Origin of the sequence: Sphingobacterium sp. NGMCC 1.201703, from assembly GCF_047784615.1 — a bacterium.
GTDB lineage: Bacteria > Bacteroidota > Bacteroidia > Sphingobacteriales > Sphingobacteriaceae > Sphingobacterium.
This window is the reverse complement of sequence record NZ_JBLOHD010000011.1, coordinates 67,539-86,562: the sequence shown is the minus strand read 5'-3', so window position 1 is coordinate 86,562 and position 19,024 is coordinate 67,539. Positions and strand designations below refer to the sequence as shown.

At 38.7% G+C, this 19,024-nt stretch carries 14 protein-coding genes; 8 read left to right on the top strand and 6 right to left on the bottom strand.

What is annotated here, in order from left to right; all coding sequences use genetic code 11:
• Positions 1 to 126: 126 nt before the first annotated feature.
• The 3 genes from rsgA to ACK8HY_RS20560 form a co-directional block, all read right to left on the bottom strand.
• Positions 127 to 1,179, bottom strand: a complete 1,053-nt coding sequence (gene rsgA, locus ACK8HY_RS20570; protein ID WP_416134655.1) for a ribosome small subunit-dependent GTPase A — start codon at positions 1,177 to 1,179, stop codon at positions 127 to 129.
• Positions 1,180 to 1,449: 270 nt separating this feature from the next.
• Positions 1,450 to 2,424 (bottom strand): helix-turn-helix domain-containing protein, encoded by a 975-nt coding sequence (locus ACK8HY_RS20565; protein WP_077433906.1) that lies wholly within the window; start codon positions 2,422 to 2,424, stop codon positions 1,450 to 1,452.
• A gap of 919 nt (positions 2,425 to 3,343) precedes the next feature.
• Positions 3,344 to 3,805 (bottom strand): hypothetical protein, encoded by a 462-nt coding sequence (locus tag ACK8HY_RS20560; RefSeq protein WP_139351028.1) that lies wholly within the window; start codon positions 3,803 to 3,805, stop codon positions 3,344 to 3,346.
• Between the two features lie 508 nt (positions 3,806 to 4,313).
• Between ACK8HY_RS20560 and ACK8HY_RS20555 the strand changes: the two genes are divergently transcribed.
• Positions 4,314 to 5,342 (top strand): LLM class flavin-dependent oxidoreductase, encoded by a 1,029-nt coding sequence (locus ACK8HY_RS20555; RefSeq protein ID WP_416134654.1) that lies wholly within the window; start codon positions 4,314 to 4,316, stop codon positions 5,340 to 5,342.
• On the opposite strand, the gene ACK8HY_RS20550 is transcribed toward ACK8HY_RS20555, so the two are convergent.
• Positions 5,343 to 5,924: a Crp/Fnr family transcriptional regulator gene (locus ACK8HY_RS20550; RefSeq protein ID WP_416134653.1), complete on the bottom strand. Its 582-nt coding sequence runs from the start codon at positions 5,922 to 5,924 to the stop codon at positions 5,343 to 5,345.
• Positions 5,925 to 6,104: 180 nt separating this feature from the next.
• Here ACK8HY_RS20550 and ACK8HY_RS20545 point away from each other — a divergent pair, with 180 nt between their 5' ends.
• From ACK8HY_RS20545 to ACK8HY_RS20515, 7 genes are all read left to right on the top strand, one after another.
• Positions 6,105 to 6,509, top strand: coding sequence for a DUF3592 domain-containing protein (locus tag ACK8HY_RS20545; RefSeq protein ID WP_416134652.1), 405 nt, complete (start codon positions 6,105 to 6,107; stop codon positions 6,507 to 6,509).
• A gap of 316 nt (positions 6,510 to 6,825) precedes the next feature.
• Positions 6,826 to 7,413 carry a hypothetical protein gene (locus ACK8HY_RS20540; RefSeq protein WP_416134651.1) on the top strand — a complete coding sequence of 196 codons (588 nt, stop codon included), beginning with the start codon at positions 6,826 to 6,828 and terminating at the stop codon, positions 7,411 to 7,413.
• A 229-nt stretch (positions 7,414 to 7,642) separates the two neighbouring features.
• Positions 7,643 to 8,428 (top strand): hypothetical protein, encoded by a 786-nt coding sequence (locus tag ACK8HY_RS20535; RefSeq protein ID WP_416134650.1) that lies wholly within the window; start codon positions 7,643 to 7,645, stop codon positions 8,426 to 8,428.
• Between the two features lie 58 nt (positions 8,429 to 8,486).
• Entirely contained in the window at positions 8,487 to 9,584 is a 1,098-nt protein-coding gene (locus tag ACK8HY_RS20530; protein ID WP_416134649.1) for a hypothetical protein, read from the top strand.
• A gap of 177 nt (positions 9,585 to 9,761) precedes the next feature.
• Entirely contained in the window at positions 9,762 to 11,978 is a 2,217-nt protein-coding gene (locus ACK8HY_RS20525) for a S41 family peptidase (protein ID WP_416134648.1), read from the top strand.
• Positions 11,979 to 12,112: 134 nt separating this feature from the next.
• Positions 12,113 to 13,153 (top strand): bifunctional transcriptional activator/DNA repair enzyme AdaA, encoded by a 1,041-nt coding sequence (locus ACK8HY_RS20520; protein WP_416134647.1) that lies wholly within the window; start codon positions 12,113 to 12,115, stop codon positions 13,151 to 13,153.
• Between the two features lie 41 nt (positions 13,154 to 13,194).
• The gene (locus tag ACK8HY_RS20515) at positions 13,195 to 14,616 is read left to right on the top strand and encodes an MFS transporter (RefSeq protein WP_416134646.1); all 1,422 of its coding nucleotides are present in this window, start codon (positions 13,195 to 13,197) and stop codon (positions 14,614 to 14,616) included.
• 124 nt (positions 14,617 to 14,740) lie between these two features.
• Here the strand turns inward: ACK8HY_RS20515 and ACK8HY_RS20510 are convergent, their stop codons facing one another.
• Together ACK8HY_RS20510 and ACK8HY_RS20505 are read right to left on the bottom strand one after the other, a co-directional pair.
• Entirely contained in the window at positions 14,741 to 16,087 is a 1,347-nt protein-coding gene (locus ACK8HY_RS20510) for an SWIM zinc finger family protein (protein ID WP_416134645.1), read from the bottom strand.
• A complete protein-coding gene (locus ACK8HY_RS20505; protein WP_416134644.1) occupies positions 16,084 to 18,750 on the bottom strand; it encodes a DUF6493 family protein in 2,667 nt (888 codons plus the stop codon). Before ACK8HY_RS20505 ends, ACK8HY_RS20510 begins: the two co-directional genes overlap by 4 nt.
• Positions 18,751 to 19,024 lie beyond the last annotated feature (274 nt).

The following is a 19,024-nucleotide window of genomic DNA, read 5'->3' as shown; positions in this document are numbered from 1 at the left end:
ATGAACAAGATATATTAGAAGATATACCTTTAAGACAGAGGGGAATAGCTGTATTGCTTCATGATGAATAGACTGCATAATACAGGTATTCAACTATGAAGAAGAATACCTGTAATGCGTAAATGGTTAACGTTTTTTCATTTTCTTAACCTCTTCTAAAATTCTGGCGAAAGATTTATCCCTTTTGCGTTTTTCATGCTCCGAAGTAGAAAAATGCCAAGATTCTTTCTGCAGCTTGAGGTAACTATTGTATATTTCAGGTTCTAACAGGCCATTGTTTACTGCTTCTTTGACAGCACAGCCAGGTTCACTTACATGTTTACAATTTTCAAAACGACAGGATTCTGCAAAATCAGCAAGCTCGAATATCTCTGCTAATGTTTCAGAATTGTCTGAGGCTAAACCAAATTCCCTAACACCAGGCGTATCTATTAAAACTCCACCATCCTTCATCAATATCATTTCCCTTCGGGTCGAGGTATGTCTTCCTTTACCCGATGATTTGCTTACCTCAGAGGTCGAAAATATGGTCAGTTCACACAAGGCGTTGATCAAAGAGCTTTTTCCGACTCCAGATGATCCCACAAATACGATAGATTCTCCCTGCTTGATAAATTTTCGCAACGGATCTATTGTTTCAGGAGATAGCATGCTGGTGAAAAGTATTGGCATTTGACGTCTTATATGTTTCAGCGATTCCTCTACTTTATGGCGATTGAATTCCAAATCCGATTTAGTGAGGATCAATATCGGATGAATGTTTTCTTCCACAATCTGGACCATAAATCGCTCCGTTCGGCGAACGCTGAAATTGGCATCAAGGCTTTGTACAATAAATGCTTTGTCAACATGGGATGCTAAAGCTTGCCTATCGGTCTGCGTGCCACTCTTTCTTCGGTATAACGTATGCTTGCGGGGTAAAACATCCACAATTATTCCTTTGAAATCGTCAAAAGGTTGAAAAATAATCCAGTCACCGGTACAGGGAAGTTCAAACGATGATCGTCCATAAAGCATATTGCCTGCCAGTTCGCACAACAGCCGACCACTCTCGGCGACGACCTCATAATTGGTTTTGTTTACCGCAGCCACACGACCATGAAAAAGATGTTTATATTGTGAAGCTTGTTTGAGTTGGAACAGCGTGTCGTTCCAACCATATAATGATAAGTTATTCACTTCTTAATAATTTAAAATGATGAAATAAAATTGCTTAATTCTCTGTCATCCGAATGGTTTGTTCCATATCAACGCCTTTGGTAATACTTAAACTACCAAACCGATGATTTAGAAACAAGACACCCGGAATTAGGCAATCATTCCAATCGTCAAACTATAATATGTGAATAGTTGTCTTTGCATAAGATACAAAGATATAAAAATTTAATTCAATACGTTAATCAGTTATTTAAGAAGAAGTTGCTTTGGATTTTTGTAACTTACCCAACCTTATCGTCTGACTTTACTTGGCGCCATGCCAAACTTTTTCTTGAACGCCTTACTGAAGTGCTGTAAGGAACAGTACCCCAATTCAAATGCTATTTCAGTGGCTTGCTTTTTGCCCTCCAATAGCTCATTTTTTGCCAGATCCAAACGTAGGTCAGCTAAATAGGAAAAAGCAGTTTGATTAAATATCTCTTTAAACCCTCGTTTTAGTTTATATTCATTTACCCCGGCTATTCTCGCCAATTCTATCAACGTTGGGGGTGCCCCGATATTTTTAACCAGATAATCACGGGCATATACAATTCTTTCTTTATCATAATCGTGTTTTATGTATCTTGATGTTGAATCCTGAAGGTTATTTAAAGACTCTGCTTGCAAAACAAGCAGCTCAATGGTCTTCGAAAGAAGAAACAGTCTCTTTAACCCTCCGGAATAATCACATTTCAAAATCGAGTGGATACAGGTTTGTATTGGCAGGTCAATATTTAGACTAGAATTTGAAAAAGCAACCGGAGTTCCCGAAACTATTTTATCAGCAAACCGCTTTAGGGATTCGTTTCCATCTTTTGATATTGTTAAAAAAGAGTCTTTTTGAAATTGCACCATAAATGATTTCATCTGCAAACCATCAAATTTCATTTTACCATTAGCCTTGGTTCCATAGAATAAATTGTGCTGATTAGCATTTAATTCAAAGGAATTGCTCATGCCATTCTGTACTATTGATGTTCTTCCTTGCAAATTAAAGTGCATGGTTACCAGTTCAGAATCTCCTTTCCAATCCAATTCGGTCGGTTTATCAAGGTCAGTTTCGGAATATAAGATCTTAATACCGTCAAAAAGCCATTGTTTAGCAGTTAATTGTCCGAAAGGGATATTCGTTTTAAAGGTGTTTTCTTTAAAACCATGATCACCAAGATCATTCTCTTCAAAGGCTATTTTAAAAGCCTTTTTATCATTTTTCAGTTCAAATCCCATTGCGCCCGAATTTACCAGTTTAACTCCTTTTTTTGCAAGCGCATTCTTTGACAGCGCGGTACTTTTGCTAAGTGAGATAATGTAAGAAGTAAATTTAAAAAAGTTTATACAAATGGGAAATACATACCAATACCCGAAAGCTACTCGATGGCTATTTTATTCAATCTGCGCATACTTTATAATGAATGGAGCCCAGTTATGGGAAACTGCTATAATGGTACCTGCATGGACATCAGCTCCGCCTTCTTCATTTATCTTTTTTCAAAAACCTTACGGGCTGGATTTTAAAATGTTTTGGATAATAACCCATGGAATTCATGAATCGATATTTATTACAGCTTTGATTTTTAACTGGAGGATAAAGACCCGTAGGAAGTTGATATTACCGGTTCTTGTTGCGCATATTGCAGTTCGGATATGGACATTAATGTATTTCGCGCCCCTTATCACGGAATTCCAGCAATTACCATATAGCGATACCCTTGATATAAACTTGCAGGAAAAAGCAGCTCAATGGCGTAATTTAAATTATGTGCGCGTTTTCATTTTTTTTGCATTGAACTTATTACTGCTGCCCGGATTAAAAATAAAGGAGGAAAACAATGCATAAAAAAGTACTCATTATCAGTGCTGGCTTAGCTGGGCCAATACTAGCTTTACAACTGAAAAAAATAGGTTTCGATGTTGAAATATTTGAAGCGAGATCAGAACACAATACCAAATGCCTTTTTACAAAGAACATACTAGCTTTATTTGTTATAGAAAACTTTAAATTAAATGGGAATTAGCTATATTTTTGAATGAAGTTTATCAATGTTTAATAAAAAGGGAATAATTATTGTACCTTCAAGTGGAAAAGATTATTTTAAAAAGGGGAGAGCGATTACATCGTCTCCCCAACACTCAAATACTATTGACTTCATCGATTTTTCTTCCATTTTATTTCTCCACGCTGTATCATAGCAATGTACTTTTTTATATGGTCATCGGTCAGTGCTGTATCATCCTCCAGATGATATTTAAACTTCTTTGAAAATTGGTCATATTGAATGGAAGCCACATAGGTAGTATTAACATACACATGCCAGATACTTGCTTTTTTAGCGCTTATCCTAACGATATTTCGTTTACCGCTGTTATAAAACAGCTCGGGTGAATCGTGGTCGTATCTCAGAATGAGTGCGTCGATACAGGCCTCCCGAACATCGTCCGGCATGACACCGTCGACCAATTCCCAGATACCCTGCGACCTTCTGAAGATATAGTATGATCTGCCATTTTTTCCATACAGATAATAATCACGCATACCCATCCCTTTATCCGCTATAGTCATTTTCACGAACATGATACGATTACGGCAGTGAACTTCTAACGGTTTCATAAAAACAAAAATACTAATATAATTAGTATTTTCAATTTATCATTGTATATTTGACTGATAACCAATTCATAAAAATTATGGCTAGATCAAAAAAACAGCTCGGTAAGTACGTCGATCCGCGTACGGATTTCGGCTGGAAATTTTATTTCGGTAGAGAGGACAACAAAGTGTTACTAAACTGCTGAAGATGTTGCCAAAGCCGTTATTTATCTGTCAGATAACAATGTGGCAAGCTTCATGACCGGAACTGAAATCCTTATGGACGGCGGAATGGTATTATAACCTTCCGCTCCTAAGGTCGTCCATCCGCTCGCATTAAAAAAATCGGACAAATTGCAGATCCTTTTTGATTTCATCAAATTTCCAGATAAGGCCGATTTTGAGAATAAGTAATAGGGCTCGAAATAAAAAAAATTTTTTTGATCTAGATCATCGTTTTAAGCGATCGGAAAAATTGAACTTTGAATAGTTTTCAATAATTGAATTCTCTCAGATTAAATCAGTAATTATGGAAATAGGAATAGATAGTTTTATAGCTACCGGGGCATACAATGGTAGATTGAGTTCAGAGGAGAATATGACAGCCATGGAAGCCCTGTTGTCAAAGATAGCATTTGCAGATCAGGCAGGATTACATGTCTTCGGGCTCGGGGAACATCATAGAAAAGAATTTTTAGATGAATCACCGGCAGTCATACTGGCGGCAGCGGCAGCCAGAACTCAGCATATCCGTCTAACGAGTGCCGTTACTGTGCTGAGTGCGGCAGATCCGGTAAGAGTATTCCAGGAATATGCAACATTGGATATTATTTCTAAAGGGCGGGCTGAGATTGTAGCCGGAAGAGGATCATTTATTGATGCTTTCCCATTATTTGGATTCAACACACAGGACTATGACGCACTTTTTGAGGAGAAAGTCAAATTGCTCCTTGAAATACGTGATCACGAAACAGTAACCTGGAAGGGTAAATTCCGGGCAGAGCTCATACAACAGGCAATATATCCGAGGCCGGTGCAGGATCAGCTACCTGTCTGGATAGGAGTAGGAGGCACGCCACAATCATTTATTCGCGCCGGAAAACTGGGGCTCCCATTAATGGTCGCCGTCATCGGTGGTGAAACCCGTCGCTTTCGGCCTTTAATAGATTTATATTATGAGGCCGGAGAAAAAGCCGGGCATCCTCGGGAGAAGCTTAAAGTAGGATTACATTCACTCGGTTTTGTTGCGGATACAACATCGAAAGCTAAAAATCTCTATTTTCCGGGATATCAGGAAATGATGGGCAAAATTGGAAAGGAGAGAGGCTGGTCGACGCCCACAAGGGAAATGTTTGAAGCCCAAGCTGAGCCGGCCGGCGCCTATGTTATTGGCAACCCCGAAGAAGTTGCAGAAAAGATATTGCGGCATAGTGAGGCATTGGGTGGTATCTCAAGATTTACATTTCAGATGGATAATCCAGGACTGAGCAAGGACGATATATTCAGAGCTATTGAATTAATCGGAACAAAGGTAATTCCCCTTGTAAATCAATCCTGATTATTTTTTGACTGCCCGGGACCTGATTCTGCTCAGCGTTTCTTTGGTAATACCTAGATAAGATGCAATCAGCTGCTGTGGAAATCGCTGTGTAAATTCAGGATAGCTATCAATAAGCATATTATAGCGTTCTTCAGCCGTCATACTTAGGGCGGCATTGATCCTTTTTTGGCTTGCATAAGAATAATTTTCGTCCAATCGGCGTGTAAGTTCATTCATGATTGGAAGGGAAAATACCTCCTCTGCGGCGTTCTTGGTCAAGATAAGCAAATCAGTATCTACACAAGCTTCTATATTGAATGCGGAGGGTGTGATTTTTGCAAAACTTTCACGATCACCGACCCACCAGCCTTCAATATAAAGGCTCATGATGTGCTCGGTACCTTTCGCATCTATACTGTATTTTTTCATAGCACCTTTAACAAGAAATCCCATGTAATTACATATCTCACCTTCCTGCAAAAATGCCTGACGTTTTTTGATTCTGCGGTGGACAAAATTATTTTTTAGGATCCCGATTTCATCTAAGGTTAGGGGGCTGGAGACCCGCGAATTGACATAGTTGATTAAAGTATCGTACATGAGCCGTTGTTTTACCTGACACAAAAGTAAATATACCTTCTTTCATTTTTATGAAATTTTATTTGTTTGGAGTCTTCGGCTTTGATTGACTTTTCGAAAATTGTTTATATTCGTTAATGTTTATTTATCAATTAGATATAATAAAATAATTAAAAAGTGGAACAAATTAAAAATAAACCTATGTGGCAATATTATATAATCCTGGGAATAGGTATAGTGTTCCTTTTACTGGCAATATTTAGCTTCCGCAATACAATGGTATTTCTAAAAAATGGAGAAAAAACCATTGCAACTGTTATTGACCTTCACAGGTACGAATCAGAAGGCGAAGTATTTGCGCCGATCTTCACTTTTCGTACAAAAGATGATCAGTTAATTACTTACGAATTAGCCGAAGGAAACGGTCCTCCAACCTGGGAAATAGGGGAGACAACAATTGTCATCTATGATCCTGCCGATCCGTCGAAAGTAGTTTTGTATAGTTACTTCAGAGTATTTATATGGACATTGATTCTGCTATCAATAGCACTTCCATTATTAGTTATTGGGGGCGGGTATTTTATCGCAGCAAGATTTATTCTTTAATACCCAAACTATTCCAATAGCTTTATTTAAGGAAGGTAAACCGCTTTCCATTTAAGCACTTAAAAATTATGGACTTTTTTCCTATGCCATTTGAAATGAATACCGTACTAATCGCTTAATAAAACTTCAACATATTTTGCAAGTGTTTTAAACCCGACGGCGAACCATCCAGCCATATGAGCGTACATAATAAGAATTTGGTAATTTTTAATGGTACCAAGAGGGACTTCCTTTTAAAATTAGTAATTCATCACCGAATTCATTACTTTTAAATACTTCAGTTTTTTGGTGAGAGGTCACAAAAATAGAATTATGCATGGATATAAATTTCATCAAAGAGAAATTACGCTTTCTACAGGATAACCCGAATAAATTAAATAAAATTACACCAAAAGAGTTTTTTCTTAATCCTCCTATTCCCGAATCCGAGGTTTTTTATATTGAACGCAATCTAAGGATTAGGTTTCCTGAAAATTATAGAGACTTCATTACCAAAATAGGGAATGGTTGCAGTGGACCAGATTATGGGCTTTTGTCCTTAGAGGAATCAATGATAGACTTTAAACTTAAAACAAAACCTGCTATTGATCTGACAATGCCATTTACTTATTCTGAAAGCTGGAATGAAGACTGGGTTTTTGATATTGATTGGGAGAGTGGAGAGCGACCGGATGAAAATCAGTTAAATTCATATATGGATACAGGGCATATACATGGATGTTTGCAAATTTGCCATATTGGACATGGTTGTACTTATCTTTTGGTTGTAAATGGAATTGAATACGGCAATATTTGGACAGATGAGAGGCCTGACTATGGGGGAATAACCCCTTTATTAGATACTAATGGCTTGAGGGTGTCTTTTGAAGATTGGTATACCAATTGGTTGAAAGAGGTTATTTGAAGTTATCACGTGCCGGTATTTTCATAAAGAATGGCCTAGTTAATGGAAGGATAACCCCTCACTAACATGGATGGAGTGAAAATGAAAGTTTGACCTTTTTCATAAATTTAAAAAATAACAAAAAGCTGTTGTTAAGGAGCTTAATGCAGTATGATTTTTTTGGTGCCAGATATATCTGATATAGAACAATACTTGAATAACTAAGTGAATTGCTAATTTTTAGAAAAGTATGATGATACAACAAGCATTTGCATATAAGGCAAAGGAAATTTTAGAACCGGACGACAATGTGATTGGTTTGGCAATTGCGGGATCCTGGCTAACAAATGAAATAGATGACTTTTCAGATCTTGATCTAGTTTTGGTAACGAGACAGCGAGTTTCCGAGGACAAAAATATTATGCTTGACTACGCAAAAAGATTAGGAAATTTTCTATCCGGTTTTACCGGAGAGCACGTCGGAGAACCAAGATTATTAATTTGTCTTTATGCCGATCCTCTTTTGCATGTTGATATAAAATTTTTAACAATTGATGAATTTAAAGTCCGTATCGAAAATCCAACACTGCTAATCGATAAAGATAAACAATTGGAAAAAATAATTTCTCAGACAGTTGAAAAGTTTCCCTATCCAAATTATCAATGGATTGAAGACCGTTTTTGGACCTGGGTACATTATGCGTTGTTGAAAATAGGACGGGGGGAATACTTTGAAGCATACGACTTTATGGCATTTTTACGGGCGGTTGTTTTTGGTCCATTGTTGCATATCAAAAATGACAATTTACCACGGGGTGTTAGAAAAGTCGAATTGGACTTGCCTTCCGCAGATCTCGAAATACTAAAACTCACTCTCCCCATGTATGATAGGAAATCTTTATTTGATAGTTTGAGAAATGGAGTATTGTTATATAGACAATTGAGGAGAGATCTTTTTGACGATGGAGTTATTTTGCATAACGAAACCGACAAGAAAGTAATGTCGTATTTTGAAGAAATTGAAAGGCAAAGATAAGTCTCGTTCCTAATAAGCGAATTATGCTCATAAGTTCAAGATTAATAGAATTATATTCATGAAGTACAAGATCTCAAAGAAAAGAGCCGAATTTTTAAGCGATACATTTTTTGAATACAGTTTTAAAGAAAATGTATTTGATATAAAGTTGCTAGCAGAAATTACCGAACCAATTGAGTTGGACTTTATTGCAAAAAAACACAATTACGATGACGGAAATCATTTGCTACTTTCTATTGTAAACCATCCTTGCTGTGATATTTCGACCGCTAAGATGATCTTACATAGGGCTGATGTAGAGGGATATTTAAAAAAAGGCGAGGGGTCAGGTGATTACAAGTTGGTACACACCATTATTAGCCATATGAATACTGGATTTTATAAGCATGAAAAATTTTATTATGATCCTAAGAATGACCCTGAAACATTAACCTTTGATGAAGAGGAGTTAAAGAAATTCATTAAAAATGATTCAGTTATATTTGGTAAACCAAAAGGAAAGAAGTGCGAAATATCATTTTCAGATAATTTTCATCGCAGAAATTTAAAGTTTTATGATGGAACTATAACAATTGTTAGCAATTCTGATGGTCTTTGTGTGAAAGCTGCTAATTATAATTTTACTTTTCAAGTTCCTGAAGGAGGTTTTAGAAAAGTAGAGGAAAATACAATAAAGGATTTTATAGCTTGTTATACATTTCCATCAGGCCTAAAAGATCTGTCCGGAGTAAGTGAGAGACAATTGAGAAAGGTCATTATAATGCCAAATCTGGTCATTGAGAATGATGAGATCCTACTTGTTCTATTTCTTTTTAACAGCCGCGCGTTACAGTTAGAAAATGCACTCGCCAATGTTTCGACAATGATGCGCAATGAGTTTTTTTATATTCAGGCTTTTGTTGAAATAGTAGCAGTTGAAGCAGACTTTGAAAAGATCATTCGCATTAAAAAAAACGATGTATGGTTTGCAGTCAGTAAAGTAATGCAGGTCAAAATAAGTAATGTAGAAAATTTAAAATTCCTGAAATTTATTTTAGTGGAAAAAGGAGGTATCTTATTTTCGTTCTTGGTTATTTCAGATCAGCTTGAAAAGTTGGAAGAAAAGGTGATTAAAGATCTGATACATAATTGTTCATTCGAAACGCTCAGGATGTGAGATAGTCCCATTAAGTGTAAATAAAAATTGCGGAATTTAGTGAATCGCTAATAACATATGCGAGCCGGTGATGAACGTCTGTTGACGTTTTCCTTAGAGGTTGTAGTTGTTTAGTATTATTTAACATTAATTATAGAAGTATATTAGCTATCTTGTCTTTGCTAATAAATCTATATTATGAGGAAAGTAATCATGCCTTTGCTGTTGACCTTTGTTTTGGCTGTTTTTATTTCAGTTTTTACCCATGCGCAACAAGTCAAATCCTATAACGTTGATCAGCAGATTATTAAAAACGGGCTGCCAGCAGGTTGGTTCAAGGCGGAATCCCGAGGCTATTCTTTCAACATTGAAAAGCATAGCACGCAGCCCGATAAAACGCAATTAAAAATTAGCAGTATAGCCGACAGCAACGGGTATTCGGGTGTCTTGATGTTGAATATTCCTGAAAACCTAGAAGGTGAGCATATCTTTTTTGAAGGAAGAATCAAGACAGAAAATATAGCTCCTGATGGATTTGCCGGATTATTCCTCCAATTAAAACCCAAAGTTGATATCGAGAATATGGAATCCCTGAAATTGAATGGAACGCATGACTGGGAAACCTTTGGTGTCAGGCTCAAGCTAAAGCCAAAGGAAACACGGAGTATTGCCATTGCGACTTATATCATTGGTAAGGGAACAGCCTGGTTCGCTGATCTTAGCCTTAAAATAGATGGTAAGGATTATACTCAGGCGCTGAAATATCCAAGTATTAACAAAGCCGATACCATCTATAATTTTAAGTCACAGTTGAAAGAAATACCACTGACAACAGATAATATTACCAAATTAACCCATACGGCCCAGATCTGGGGGATGTTAAAATACTTTCATCCAGCCGTTACTGCAGGAAAATGGGATATGGACACCGAGCTTTTCAAATTCATTCCACACCTTTTAGCCAGCAAGGATCAGTCCACTACCGAACAACTTTTCGATGAATGGATTCATCATTTTGGGCCCTTTCAACCAACTGTGAAGCAGCCGGCCATTGCTCAAGAGCAAATTGCAGCATCGACCAACGATGCATGGATAGAAAAATTACCGTATTCGAACAAGCTCAAAGAAAAACTTGCGGTACTGTCCCATGTACTACCGCTATCACCAAACCGATACGTAAGCTATTATGATGGTGTTGGCAACCCCCAGTTTTATGAATACAATTATAAGACAGTTCCGCTTTCCGACGTAGGTTTTCGGCTTTTAGGTTTATTCCGATACTGGAATGCGATACAATATTTTAACCCTAACCAAAAGCTTTCAGCACAGCCATGGGACCAGGTACTGACAGATTTTATACCGCAATTTATCGGAGCGACAACCAAAGCATCGCTGGAGGGAACTTATCTTAAGCTTTTTTCCAAAATCAATGATACCCACGCGTTTTCCTCCTTTACAGATTACTATTATAAAGATATATTTGGCCCACGTGCTGTTGGGTTTAAGGCCCGTTTTATCCAAAATCAGCTGGTAGTCACTGCGCTGTCAGATGATCAGTTCAAAACAGGACAGGAGTTACAGGTCGGCGATATCATTATGGAGATCGCAGGAAAGCCCGTTTCTGCTATGATTGATTCATTGGGACAATACGTCGCTGCGTCTAATGAAAGTGCCCTTAAGCGCGACCTTCCGAGCCGGATGTTAAGGACTGCAGATTCCCTGTTGTTGTTGAAAGTTCAGCGTGAGGGTAGAGAATCGGATGTTTATATTCCCACGCGTGCCGTCGAATCCATAAAGTATGCGGATGAAAAACCCAATCCTGCGATCCGGAAATTGAAAGATGGCATTGTGGTGGTCGATATCGGTGTGTTTAAGGATTCAGATACCCAACGGCTAAAAGATAGCCTTCAAGGACAACGTGGGCTTATTTTGGACTATCGTACTTATCCATCAGCGAGCATGCATGATGAACTGCGTGATATAGTCTTTCCATCAGAAAAAGACTTTGTCATCTTTTCGACGAGTAATGGCATGCGTCCCGGATTGTTCAGATACACTGAGCCGGTCAAGGCAGGAGCGGTAAATCCGAAAGCTTTTACCGGTAAAGTCGTTGTCCTGGTTAACGAGACCTCCCAGAGCGCATCTGAATTTCAGGTGATGGCATTTCGTACTATACCCGGATCTCAGGTTGTTGGCTCTCAGACCGCGGGTGCGGATGGCAATATCAGTTCGGTTCCACTTCCATTGGGCTATTCCACTGCATTTTCTGGCATAGGGGTTTACTATCCTGATAAAAGCGAAACACAGGGTATAGGTATTGTACCCGATAAGGTTGTATATCCCACAATTGACGGCATCCGGAAGCATCAAGATGAGGTACTCCAAGCAGGTATTGATCTGATATTGAGACCATAATTTCCCCCTGTAAGTAGAGTATACTTTCATTTTTTTCTTCCAAGCGTTAGGTCAAAAAAATACTTGTTAATTTTTCGGTTGTAGATGGATTCCAGCACTAGTAAATTTGTTCTATAATCATAGGTAATTGTATTATGGAATTAAGTTTTGAGCAAATGTACCAGGCAATACTAGACAAAGATATCAAGTACGAAGGTGTGTTTTTTACTGCCGTGAGGACAACGGGTATTTTTTGTAGGCCGTCTTGTACAGCAAGAAAACCGAAAGCAGAGAATATTGAATTCTTTAGGTCGACTAAGGAGTGTATCCTTCGAGGATATCGGGCATGTAAGGTATGTCATCCACTTGAAATGTTGAGCGAGACGCCTTCCTATATCAAAAAGATTATCGCTGAGTTATCCGCAGATCCGAGCTTAAAATTTAAAGATTACGATTTGCGCCAGCGTGGTATTGAGCCACATCAGTTGAGACGCTGGTTTTTAAAAAATCACGGTATGACATTTCACGCCTATCAACGAATGTACCGGATAAATTCTGCTTTTAAGAAGATCCAAAACGGCGAATCTGTGACAGACGTCGCTTTTAACTCAGGGTATGAATCACTCAGTGGTTTTGGGGATTCTTTTAAGCATATCTTTGGAGTCTCTCCCAAAAATAGTAAACAACAAAATATAATCGATCTTAAAAGAATAGAAACTCCCTTGGGCACCATGTATGCATGTGCTGTAACTCAAGGAATATGTCTTCTCGAGTTTACGGATCGGAAAATGCTGGAAACAGAATTTAAAAATTTAGCAAAAACACTAAACGCAACGATCGTGCAGGGCGACAATCCCCATTTTCCTTTGCTGGAAAAACAATTGACGGAGTATTTTGAAGGTCATCGGCAAGAATTTACAGTACCACTTTATAGCCCTGGAACGGAATTCCAGAACAGGGTATGGGAAGCGCTTAAAAACATTCCCTATGGCAAAACCAAGACCTATAAGCAACAGGCAATTGCCATAGACAGTGCAGATTCGGTGCGTGCGGTCGCAAACGCGAATGGTTTGAATAAAATTTCGATCTTGATACCCTGTCATCGCGTCGTTGGAACAGACGGAAGCCTGACCGGTTATGGCGGCGGTATCTGGCGTAAAAAATGGCTCTTGGAATTGGAGAGCAAAAAATCCTAGGCACTCCCGTTATCGATCTACAATACTAATCCTTTATTCTTATGAAAACTGTTAACAAGTGGTTTGCACTATGTGTAGTGCTTACTGCACCCCTGCTATATGTAATTGATATCTTTATTATCAATATCGCGATTCCGACGATCAAGACAAATCTACAAGCCACTGATGGTGAAATACAATTAGTAATAGCCTCCTATCTATTGGGCAGTGCCTGTTTTTTGGTGACTGGCGGGCGAGCCGGAGACTTTCTTGGTAAAAAGAGGGTTTTCTTTTGGGGAATGCTGGCATTTACAGTCACATCCTGCATTTGCGGATTATGCCAAAATGCGACACAATTAAATATCGCACGTTTTTTTCAAGGTGTTAGTTCCGCATTTATGGTGACGCAGTCTATTTCATTAATTCAAGTTTTATTCACTGAGAGCAAGGAGAGAGCGGTTGCAATCGGCTGGTATGGGATAACATTGAGCATAGCAGCCATTATTGGACAGGTTTTAGGCGGGTATTTAGCAGAGACACATTTTGTAATAGAAGGGTGGCGTTTAATATTTTTCATTAATTTGCCTGTTGGTATATTGTCTTTATTGACCATACATTTTTATCTGACCGAAACACCAACATTGGAAAAAGTGAGGTTCGATTACCAAGGAGCTTTGTATTTAACAATCGGATTGGCCTGTATCATCTATGCATTGACCGAAGGTAGAGATAATGGATTTCCTTGGTGGTTTTATACGTTAATATTTTTATCGATCCTTTTTTTGGCGAGCTTTATTGTTATTCAACAAAGAAAACTGACACGCAATCAAGACCCTTTAATTGATATTTCTTTATTCAAATTAAAAGGTTTTAAAATAGGCTTATATGCAGTACTATTTCATTTTATGCTGCACACTGCTTATTTATTGATTGTTGCAGTTTATCTACAAAGTGGATTGGGCATATCCGCATTGGCCTGCGGTATGTATTTTATTCCCCATGCTATTCTATTTATGATTTCATCGGTCTTTGCTGGAAAACTCCTCCCTCGATATGGTAAGCGTGTTCTACAATTGGGTTTGTCTATCATTTTAGTATCCTTTGTTTTACAGATGATATTCTTTTCGCACAGGGACATTCCATTCCTTTCTATGCTCTTGATAGGTTTGTATGGATTGGGCAACGGTTTAGTTCTTCCGTTTCTGTTAAATGTGGTTTTAGATAATATTGAGGAGAAAGATGCAGGTGCTGCTTCGGGAATATTTTCTACGTTTCAGCAGACAGCTTCCGCATTGGGAATAAGTATCATCGGTGGAATTTTTTATTCGATTTTGGAGCATGAATACTTCAAAGATAATTATCTTTTTGCGCTACAAGCAGGGTTGTCGACGGGCATTTTTTTTCTGATCATTGTATGGTATATGTTATCAAAATTACCTTATTCTTATAAATCCGAAAAAGCTGCTTTACATAAACTGGATTAAATCGCTCGAAGTAGCATGTTGGCGGCCGCTCATCACGTGCGGCCTAATCAACCGAACAAAACCTTATCTATTCAAGTTGGGCTCATATCCATTCCATCGCACAGGGCTTGTCAATCTGGGTAGACTATTCGCCCAGTTTCATCTTTACCGCCATGATATGTTTGCAGAGCCCTCTATTCGTCCTATTATTCGTAAACCAGGTACAAGTACATTGCAGATCATTACCTCTACCGACAACAATATAACTCAGGTCAGCACTGCCTTTCACTTCAGCCCTAATACCATTTTTGTCATTCTGGAGGAGCAGCACTGCATCTTCATGAAACAATTTAATTGCATTTTGCAACCTTGGATTAAAGCGTTTTAAGCGTGAAAGTTTAAAGGGAAGCTTTCTGTAAAAATAATTGTTGCTCAATAAATCGTAACCCAATAATCCCATGCTGGAAAGTGAGGCCTGCATGGTTTGCATGGTCCCCAACTGAATGTCATGTTCTATGGAAATCAGCGTAGGCTGAAAAACCTCATTGGTTTTAAAATAATTATTGATACCCAATAGCCATTCTTCTGGCAGTTCAACCAGCAGGTTTTCGATATGCTTACTTTCACCGGAAAACCCGCGGTATACGCTCTCCGAAAGTAGAAACAGCATTTGTATGTCCTTGAAGTCAAGTACTACTGCTGTACTTTGCTGATCTTCGTGTTTATAGAAAGAAACACTGTCTATATGCACCAATAGGTTTTCTAGTAGATTGAGCCTGTGAATGCCTCCTATTTTTAAACTATTGGGTTTGGCAGTTGCGGAAAAAGTATAGCTGTTCCCAGACCTAAATAAAAAGTACTCGGGCTTAACCGCTGTTTTAGGTATGGCTTTAAAGAGCTGCAAAGCTTCAATTTTATTCAATTTAAAGGCAAGCTCCATTTGCGATAAGTAGACCTGCACATTTCCCAAGCCCTTAATCCAGCGATCAGGCAAACTCACTTTTTTCTCAGTGCTCTCCGTGCGCGCTGTAATGATCTTCAGCTCATTGGAACCTACGCCAACGATCAATTTATCTGTCCGGCCGACGGTATTAAAAGCGCGGATCGTCATATCGTTAAAATCCACATTGGTACAGCCGGATTGGATAAACTCTCCGTCTATTCCTGTTTGTAGTACATCAATGCGAGCGTAAACACTGTTACAGGATGAAAAAGCCTCAAAATGAAGCTGATTATTCCCGACAGAAACGATCGGATCACGCATATTGATGCGCTGATCCGGGCTGATAGCAAAATGGGAGCGTACTGTTTTACCGAGCGTACTCAAACATTTTGAAGCGACAAATGAATTGATAATATTCCCATGAAAAAAGCAGGGAACCTGATTGTCCTGTTCAATTTCAGAACAATGCGCCAGGATAAAGGATTTGTCCCGTCCCCCCGTAGCGATCGTAGAAGCATGTTGATACTGATATTCAAAGTCTATATTCATTTGCGTTTTACTTTACTTAGAAATGCCTGATTTACTTCTTTATGAAGTTGGGCCGAAATCTCTATATAATAAGCGACTAATTTTTTGCTGTTTACAGGGAGATGCTGGCCATCGAGATGTTCCAGGGTCTTCTCCATACATAATAATTGGAAATCCTTGATCTGCTGTGAGACAGATGGACGATCCAAATATTCTATAAACCTATTAACAGGTGCATATCCGCCGGCAAGTAGTCTCCCGATAGCAAGAGCAAGGTAAGAAAGATCCCATTTTCTATCTATCAGTGAAAACTGAACATATTCTACCGCCAGATCCCTCGAAATCTTCTTTTCAAACAATAAACAAACCGCAATATATAGCCAACCGCTACCATGTACTTCGAGGCGATGATCCATCAAAAACTGCATGGGGTAGAGGCCGTGTTCCATTTCTTTTACTTCATTTCCCGAAGCTGTATCTGGGATATACCGGCATAGCAGCGGACCGGTGTATTGAGGTGTTAAACTGAGTTGAAAAGCAATGGCCTCCCGAAATGCCGTTGAAAAAGGCGCGGTATTATAAAAGAGTGGGGGATAATATTTGGTTTCTTCGCTTTTAAACCAACTATAATTCCAATTATGTTCCAGCAATATCCTGTGCCAGGTTGAGTATTCGTTTTTGTCAATGATAATTTCGAATGAAATCTCAAAAGGGTTAACGACGGCCGGATAATTTTTGGCCGTTGTATTTTCAAATTCCGGAAATATATGGTCCGGCTGTTTGATCCGTGTTACCTGCGTCCAGAGTGCCAATACATCCGCTGTGGGTTTAACCTCGTCTGTAGCTCCTAAATAGTATTGTATTGCAGCAGCGTAATTCCCCTTTAAGGTCTTCACAAGGCGAATGGTCTCTTCATCAGTTTGTTGATATAACAGTCTGTTACAGGCCACGATCAGATCTTCCATTTCAATAGCTACCTTTTTTTGCTCATACTCGAGCAAGCGTTTTACCAGTACTTTAGGGAGCAGATAAAAGGGTAGGTGGCTTGGTGTCGACAGAAATGGTAAGCTATTGTTGCTTGCGAGTTTTTGTCGCATCCAATCCAGCTTATGCTGTGCAAAGGGAATGCTGTCACTTTCATCGCTTGATTTTTCCAGATTATCATCGCCAATCCAATAGTGCATAAACTGGGCGAAAAAGCCCATGTAATCAATATCCCAAAATCGGCTAAACAGCTGCTTGCAATAAGGTTTCAATTGCTTTTTGTAATCTTTGGGGATATCATTCTGCAACTGATTCAGCCCTTCTAAGAAGAGATCAAAATCTAAGGCAGACTTCGTTCTGATGAAATGACCGATCTGAAATAACAGAGCATCCCAAGTTGAAGGGATCGTGACTTGTTCCAGTAGCTCCGCCTCCTCTTCAAATACGGGTTCTGCTACGGATGGAGTCGCCTGACCTAAGCCGAGAATTTCGAGGGTCTTGAGTTTTAAATTACTGCGGTGCGGTTCAACCAGATCCTCCAGTATCTCTGGCTCAGCTTGTTCCACTAAAAGTCGGGCACCTTTTTCCTGTAATTTTGGATCCGTCTGGAGTAACAGCATGGATAGCTCTGCGGAAATGTCAAGCGTGTTATGTTCTTCTTTTTTCAGAATGTATTCGACGATATCCAGGCACTGTAGCAGGGATTTTTCTATTTTCCCCTTTGGGAAAATACTGCTCACATGATCAATAAATCCAATTTCATCAAAACCATCCATTTTATAGATTGTCTTGATCTGTTTGACCGAAAAATTAATAAGGCTTGTATTCGAGGTATTCAGTAGCGAAAACAAGAGCTGTTGCTGCTGCAGATAATCGTATTGTGTAGTATTAAACAAGTTTAACAGTCGGATATGCCAATCTAAGTGTGGTTTCTTCCAGTTATTGAGTAGAGATTCCATTAAATTGGGAATAATAACGCGGTCAAATACATAGCCCTTCTCTTGCATGATCTGTATAACTTCCGTCCAATATTCAGTCACCTTTTTACAGACAAATCCTTCACGGGCTTTCCATTTGGAAATGTCGAGCACAGGAATCTCATATTGGTGGAATCGAAAAAACACCTTGTCGATAGCATCCTGATTTTTCAATAAAAAATTGGCCTCCATTTCTGTATCTCTGTCAAACATCGTTATCGTAAACAAACGAGTAACAAAATAGCTTTCATCAAAAGCGATCCAACCTTGTTCGTAAAATGCCCATAGCACTTTGAAATCGATGCCGCCAAAACGTTCCTTTTGTGAAGCCTTAACGATTTTATGCAGATAGTCGGGCGGGAACAGCTGATAAAAAGCCAGTAAGGGTTCCACACCAATAGTAGGATTGTTCAGGTAGGAGGTTAAAGGACACGAAAGCCATTCTCCTTTTAAGTATTCAATCTTTGCGATATCCTCAAATTGGCGGGTACAGGCGATAAGTGCAAAATTTAGCGTTGCATAAACCCGTTTACGGTTCTCATAAAAATCAAGTCGAGCCGGTACATCTAAGCTGTGGCCATCCTTTTCTAAAATATCGCGGTCAATATCCAGCGAATGCAAGTATTGTATAGTTGCTGCACGTTCATCGGGATTCAGCACTTTACATTGATCTAGCACTTCTACCCAATTTTTGTCTTTGATATACTGTTTGAGTTTATTCATACGGTTAATTAAATATTCAAAAATATCATAAATCTAATGCGCTTCTATAAAAAATATTTTTTTCTTTGCGATATCAGCAAGCATAGCCCGTAATTATTTTATACTAAAAAGCTCTCAAACTATCATAGCTTGGGTTCATCTGGTCGTCGCGACTATATCCCCTTGCTCGTAAAAAACGGATTTAGAGGGGATTCTATAAATTATGCCGGTTCTTAAAGAACATATTTTGGGAAATGGTGTTTCTTATACAGTCAGTAGATAATCGTTTCTATAT

Bases quoted from the DNA above. Each gene is read 5' to 3' on its own strand.
- ACK8HY_RS20535 (WP_416134650.1), top strand. From the start codon at position 7,643: ATGATGATACAACAAGCATTTGCATATAAGGCAAAGGAAATTTTAGAA.
- ACK8HY_RS20530 (WP_416134649.1), top strand. From the start codon at position 8,487: ATGAAGTACAAGATCTCAAAGAAAAGAGCCGAATTTTTAAGCGATACA.
- ACK8HY_RS20545 (WP_416134652.1), top strand. From the start codon at position 6,105: ATGTGGCAATATTATATAATCCTGGGAATAGGTATAGTGTTCCTTTTA.
- ACK8HY_RS20560 (WP_139351028.1), bottom strand. From the start codon at position 3,805: ATGAAACCGTTAGAAGTTCACTGCCGTAATCGTATCATGTTCGTGAAA.
- ACK8HY_RS20510 (WP_416134645.1), bottom strand. From the start codon at position 16,087: ATGAATATAGACTTTGAATATCAGTATCAACATGCTTCTACGATCGCT.
- ACK8HY_RS20515 (WP_416134646.1), top strand. From the start codon at position 13,195: ATGAAAACTGTTAACAAGTGGTTTGCACTATGTGTAGTGCTTACTGCA.
- ACK8HY_RS20565 (WP_077433906.1), bottom strand. From the start codon at position 2,424: ATGGGATTTGAACTGAAAAATGATAAAAAGGCTTTTAAAATAGCCTTT.
- ACK8HY_RS20525 (WP_416134648.1), top strand. From the start codon at position 9,762: ATGAGGAAAGTAATCATGCCTTTGCTGTTGACCTTTGTTTTGGCTGTT.
- ACK8HY_RS20540 (WP_416134651.1), top strand. From the start codon at position 6,826: ATGGATATAAATTTCATCAAAGAGAAATTACGCTTTCTACAGGATAAC.
- ACK8HY_RS20520 (WP_416134647.1), top strand. From the start codon at position 12,113: ATGGAATTAAGTTTTGAGCAAATGTACCAGGCAATACTAGACAAAGAT.
- ACK8HY_RS20550 (WP_416134653.1), bottom strand. From the start codon at position 5,924: ATGTACGATACTTTAATCAACTATGTCAATTCGCGGGTCTCCAGCCCC.
- ACK8HY_RS20505 (WP_416134644.1), bottom strand. From the start codon at position 18,750: ATGAATAAACTCAAACAGTATATCAAAGACAAAAATTGGGTAGAAGTG.
- ACK8HY_RS20555 (WP_416134654.1), top strand. From the start codon at position 4,314: ATGGAAATAGGAATAGATAGTTTTATAGCTACCGGGGCATACAATGGT.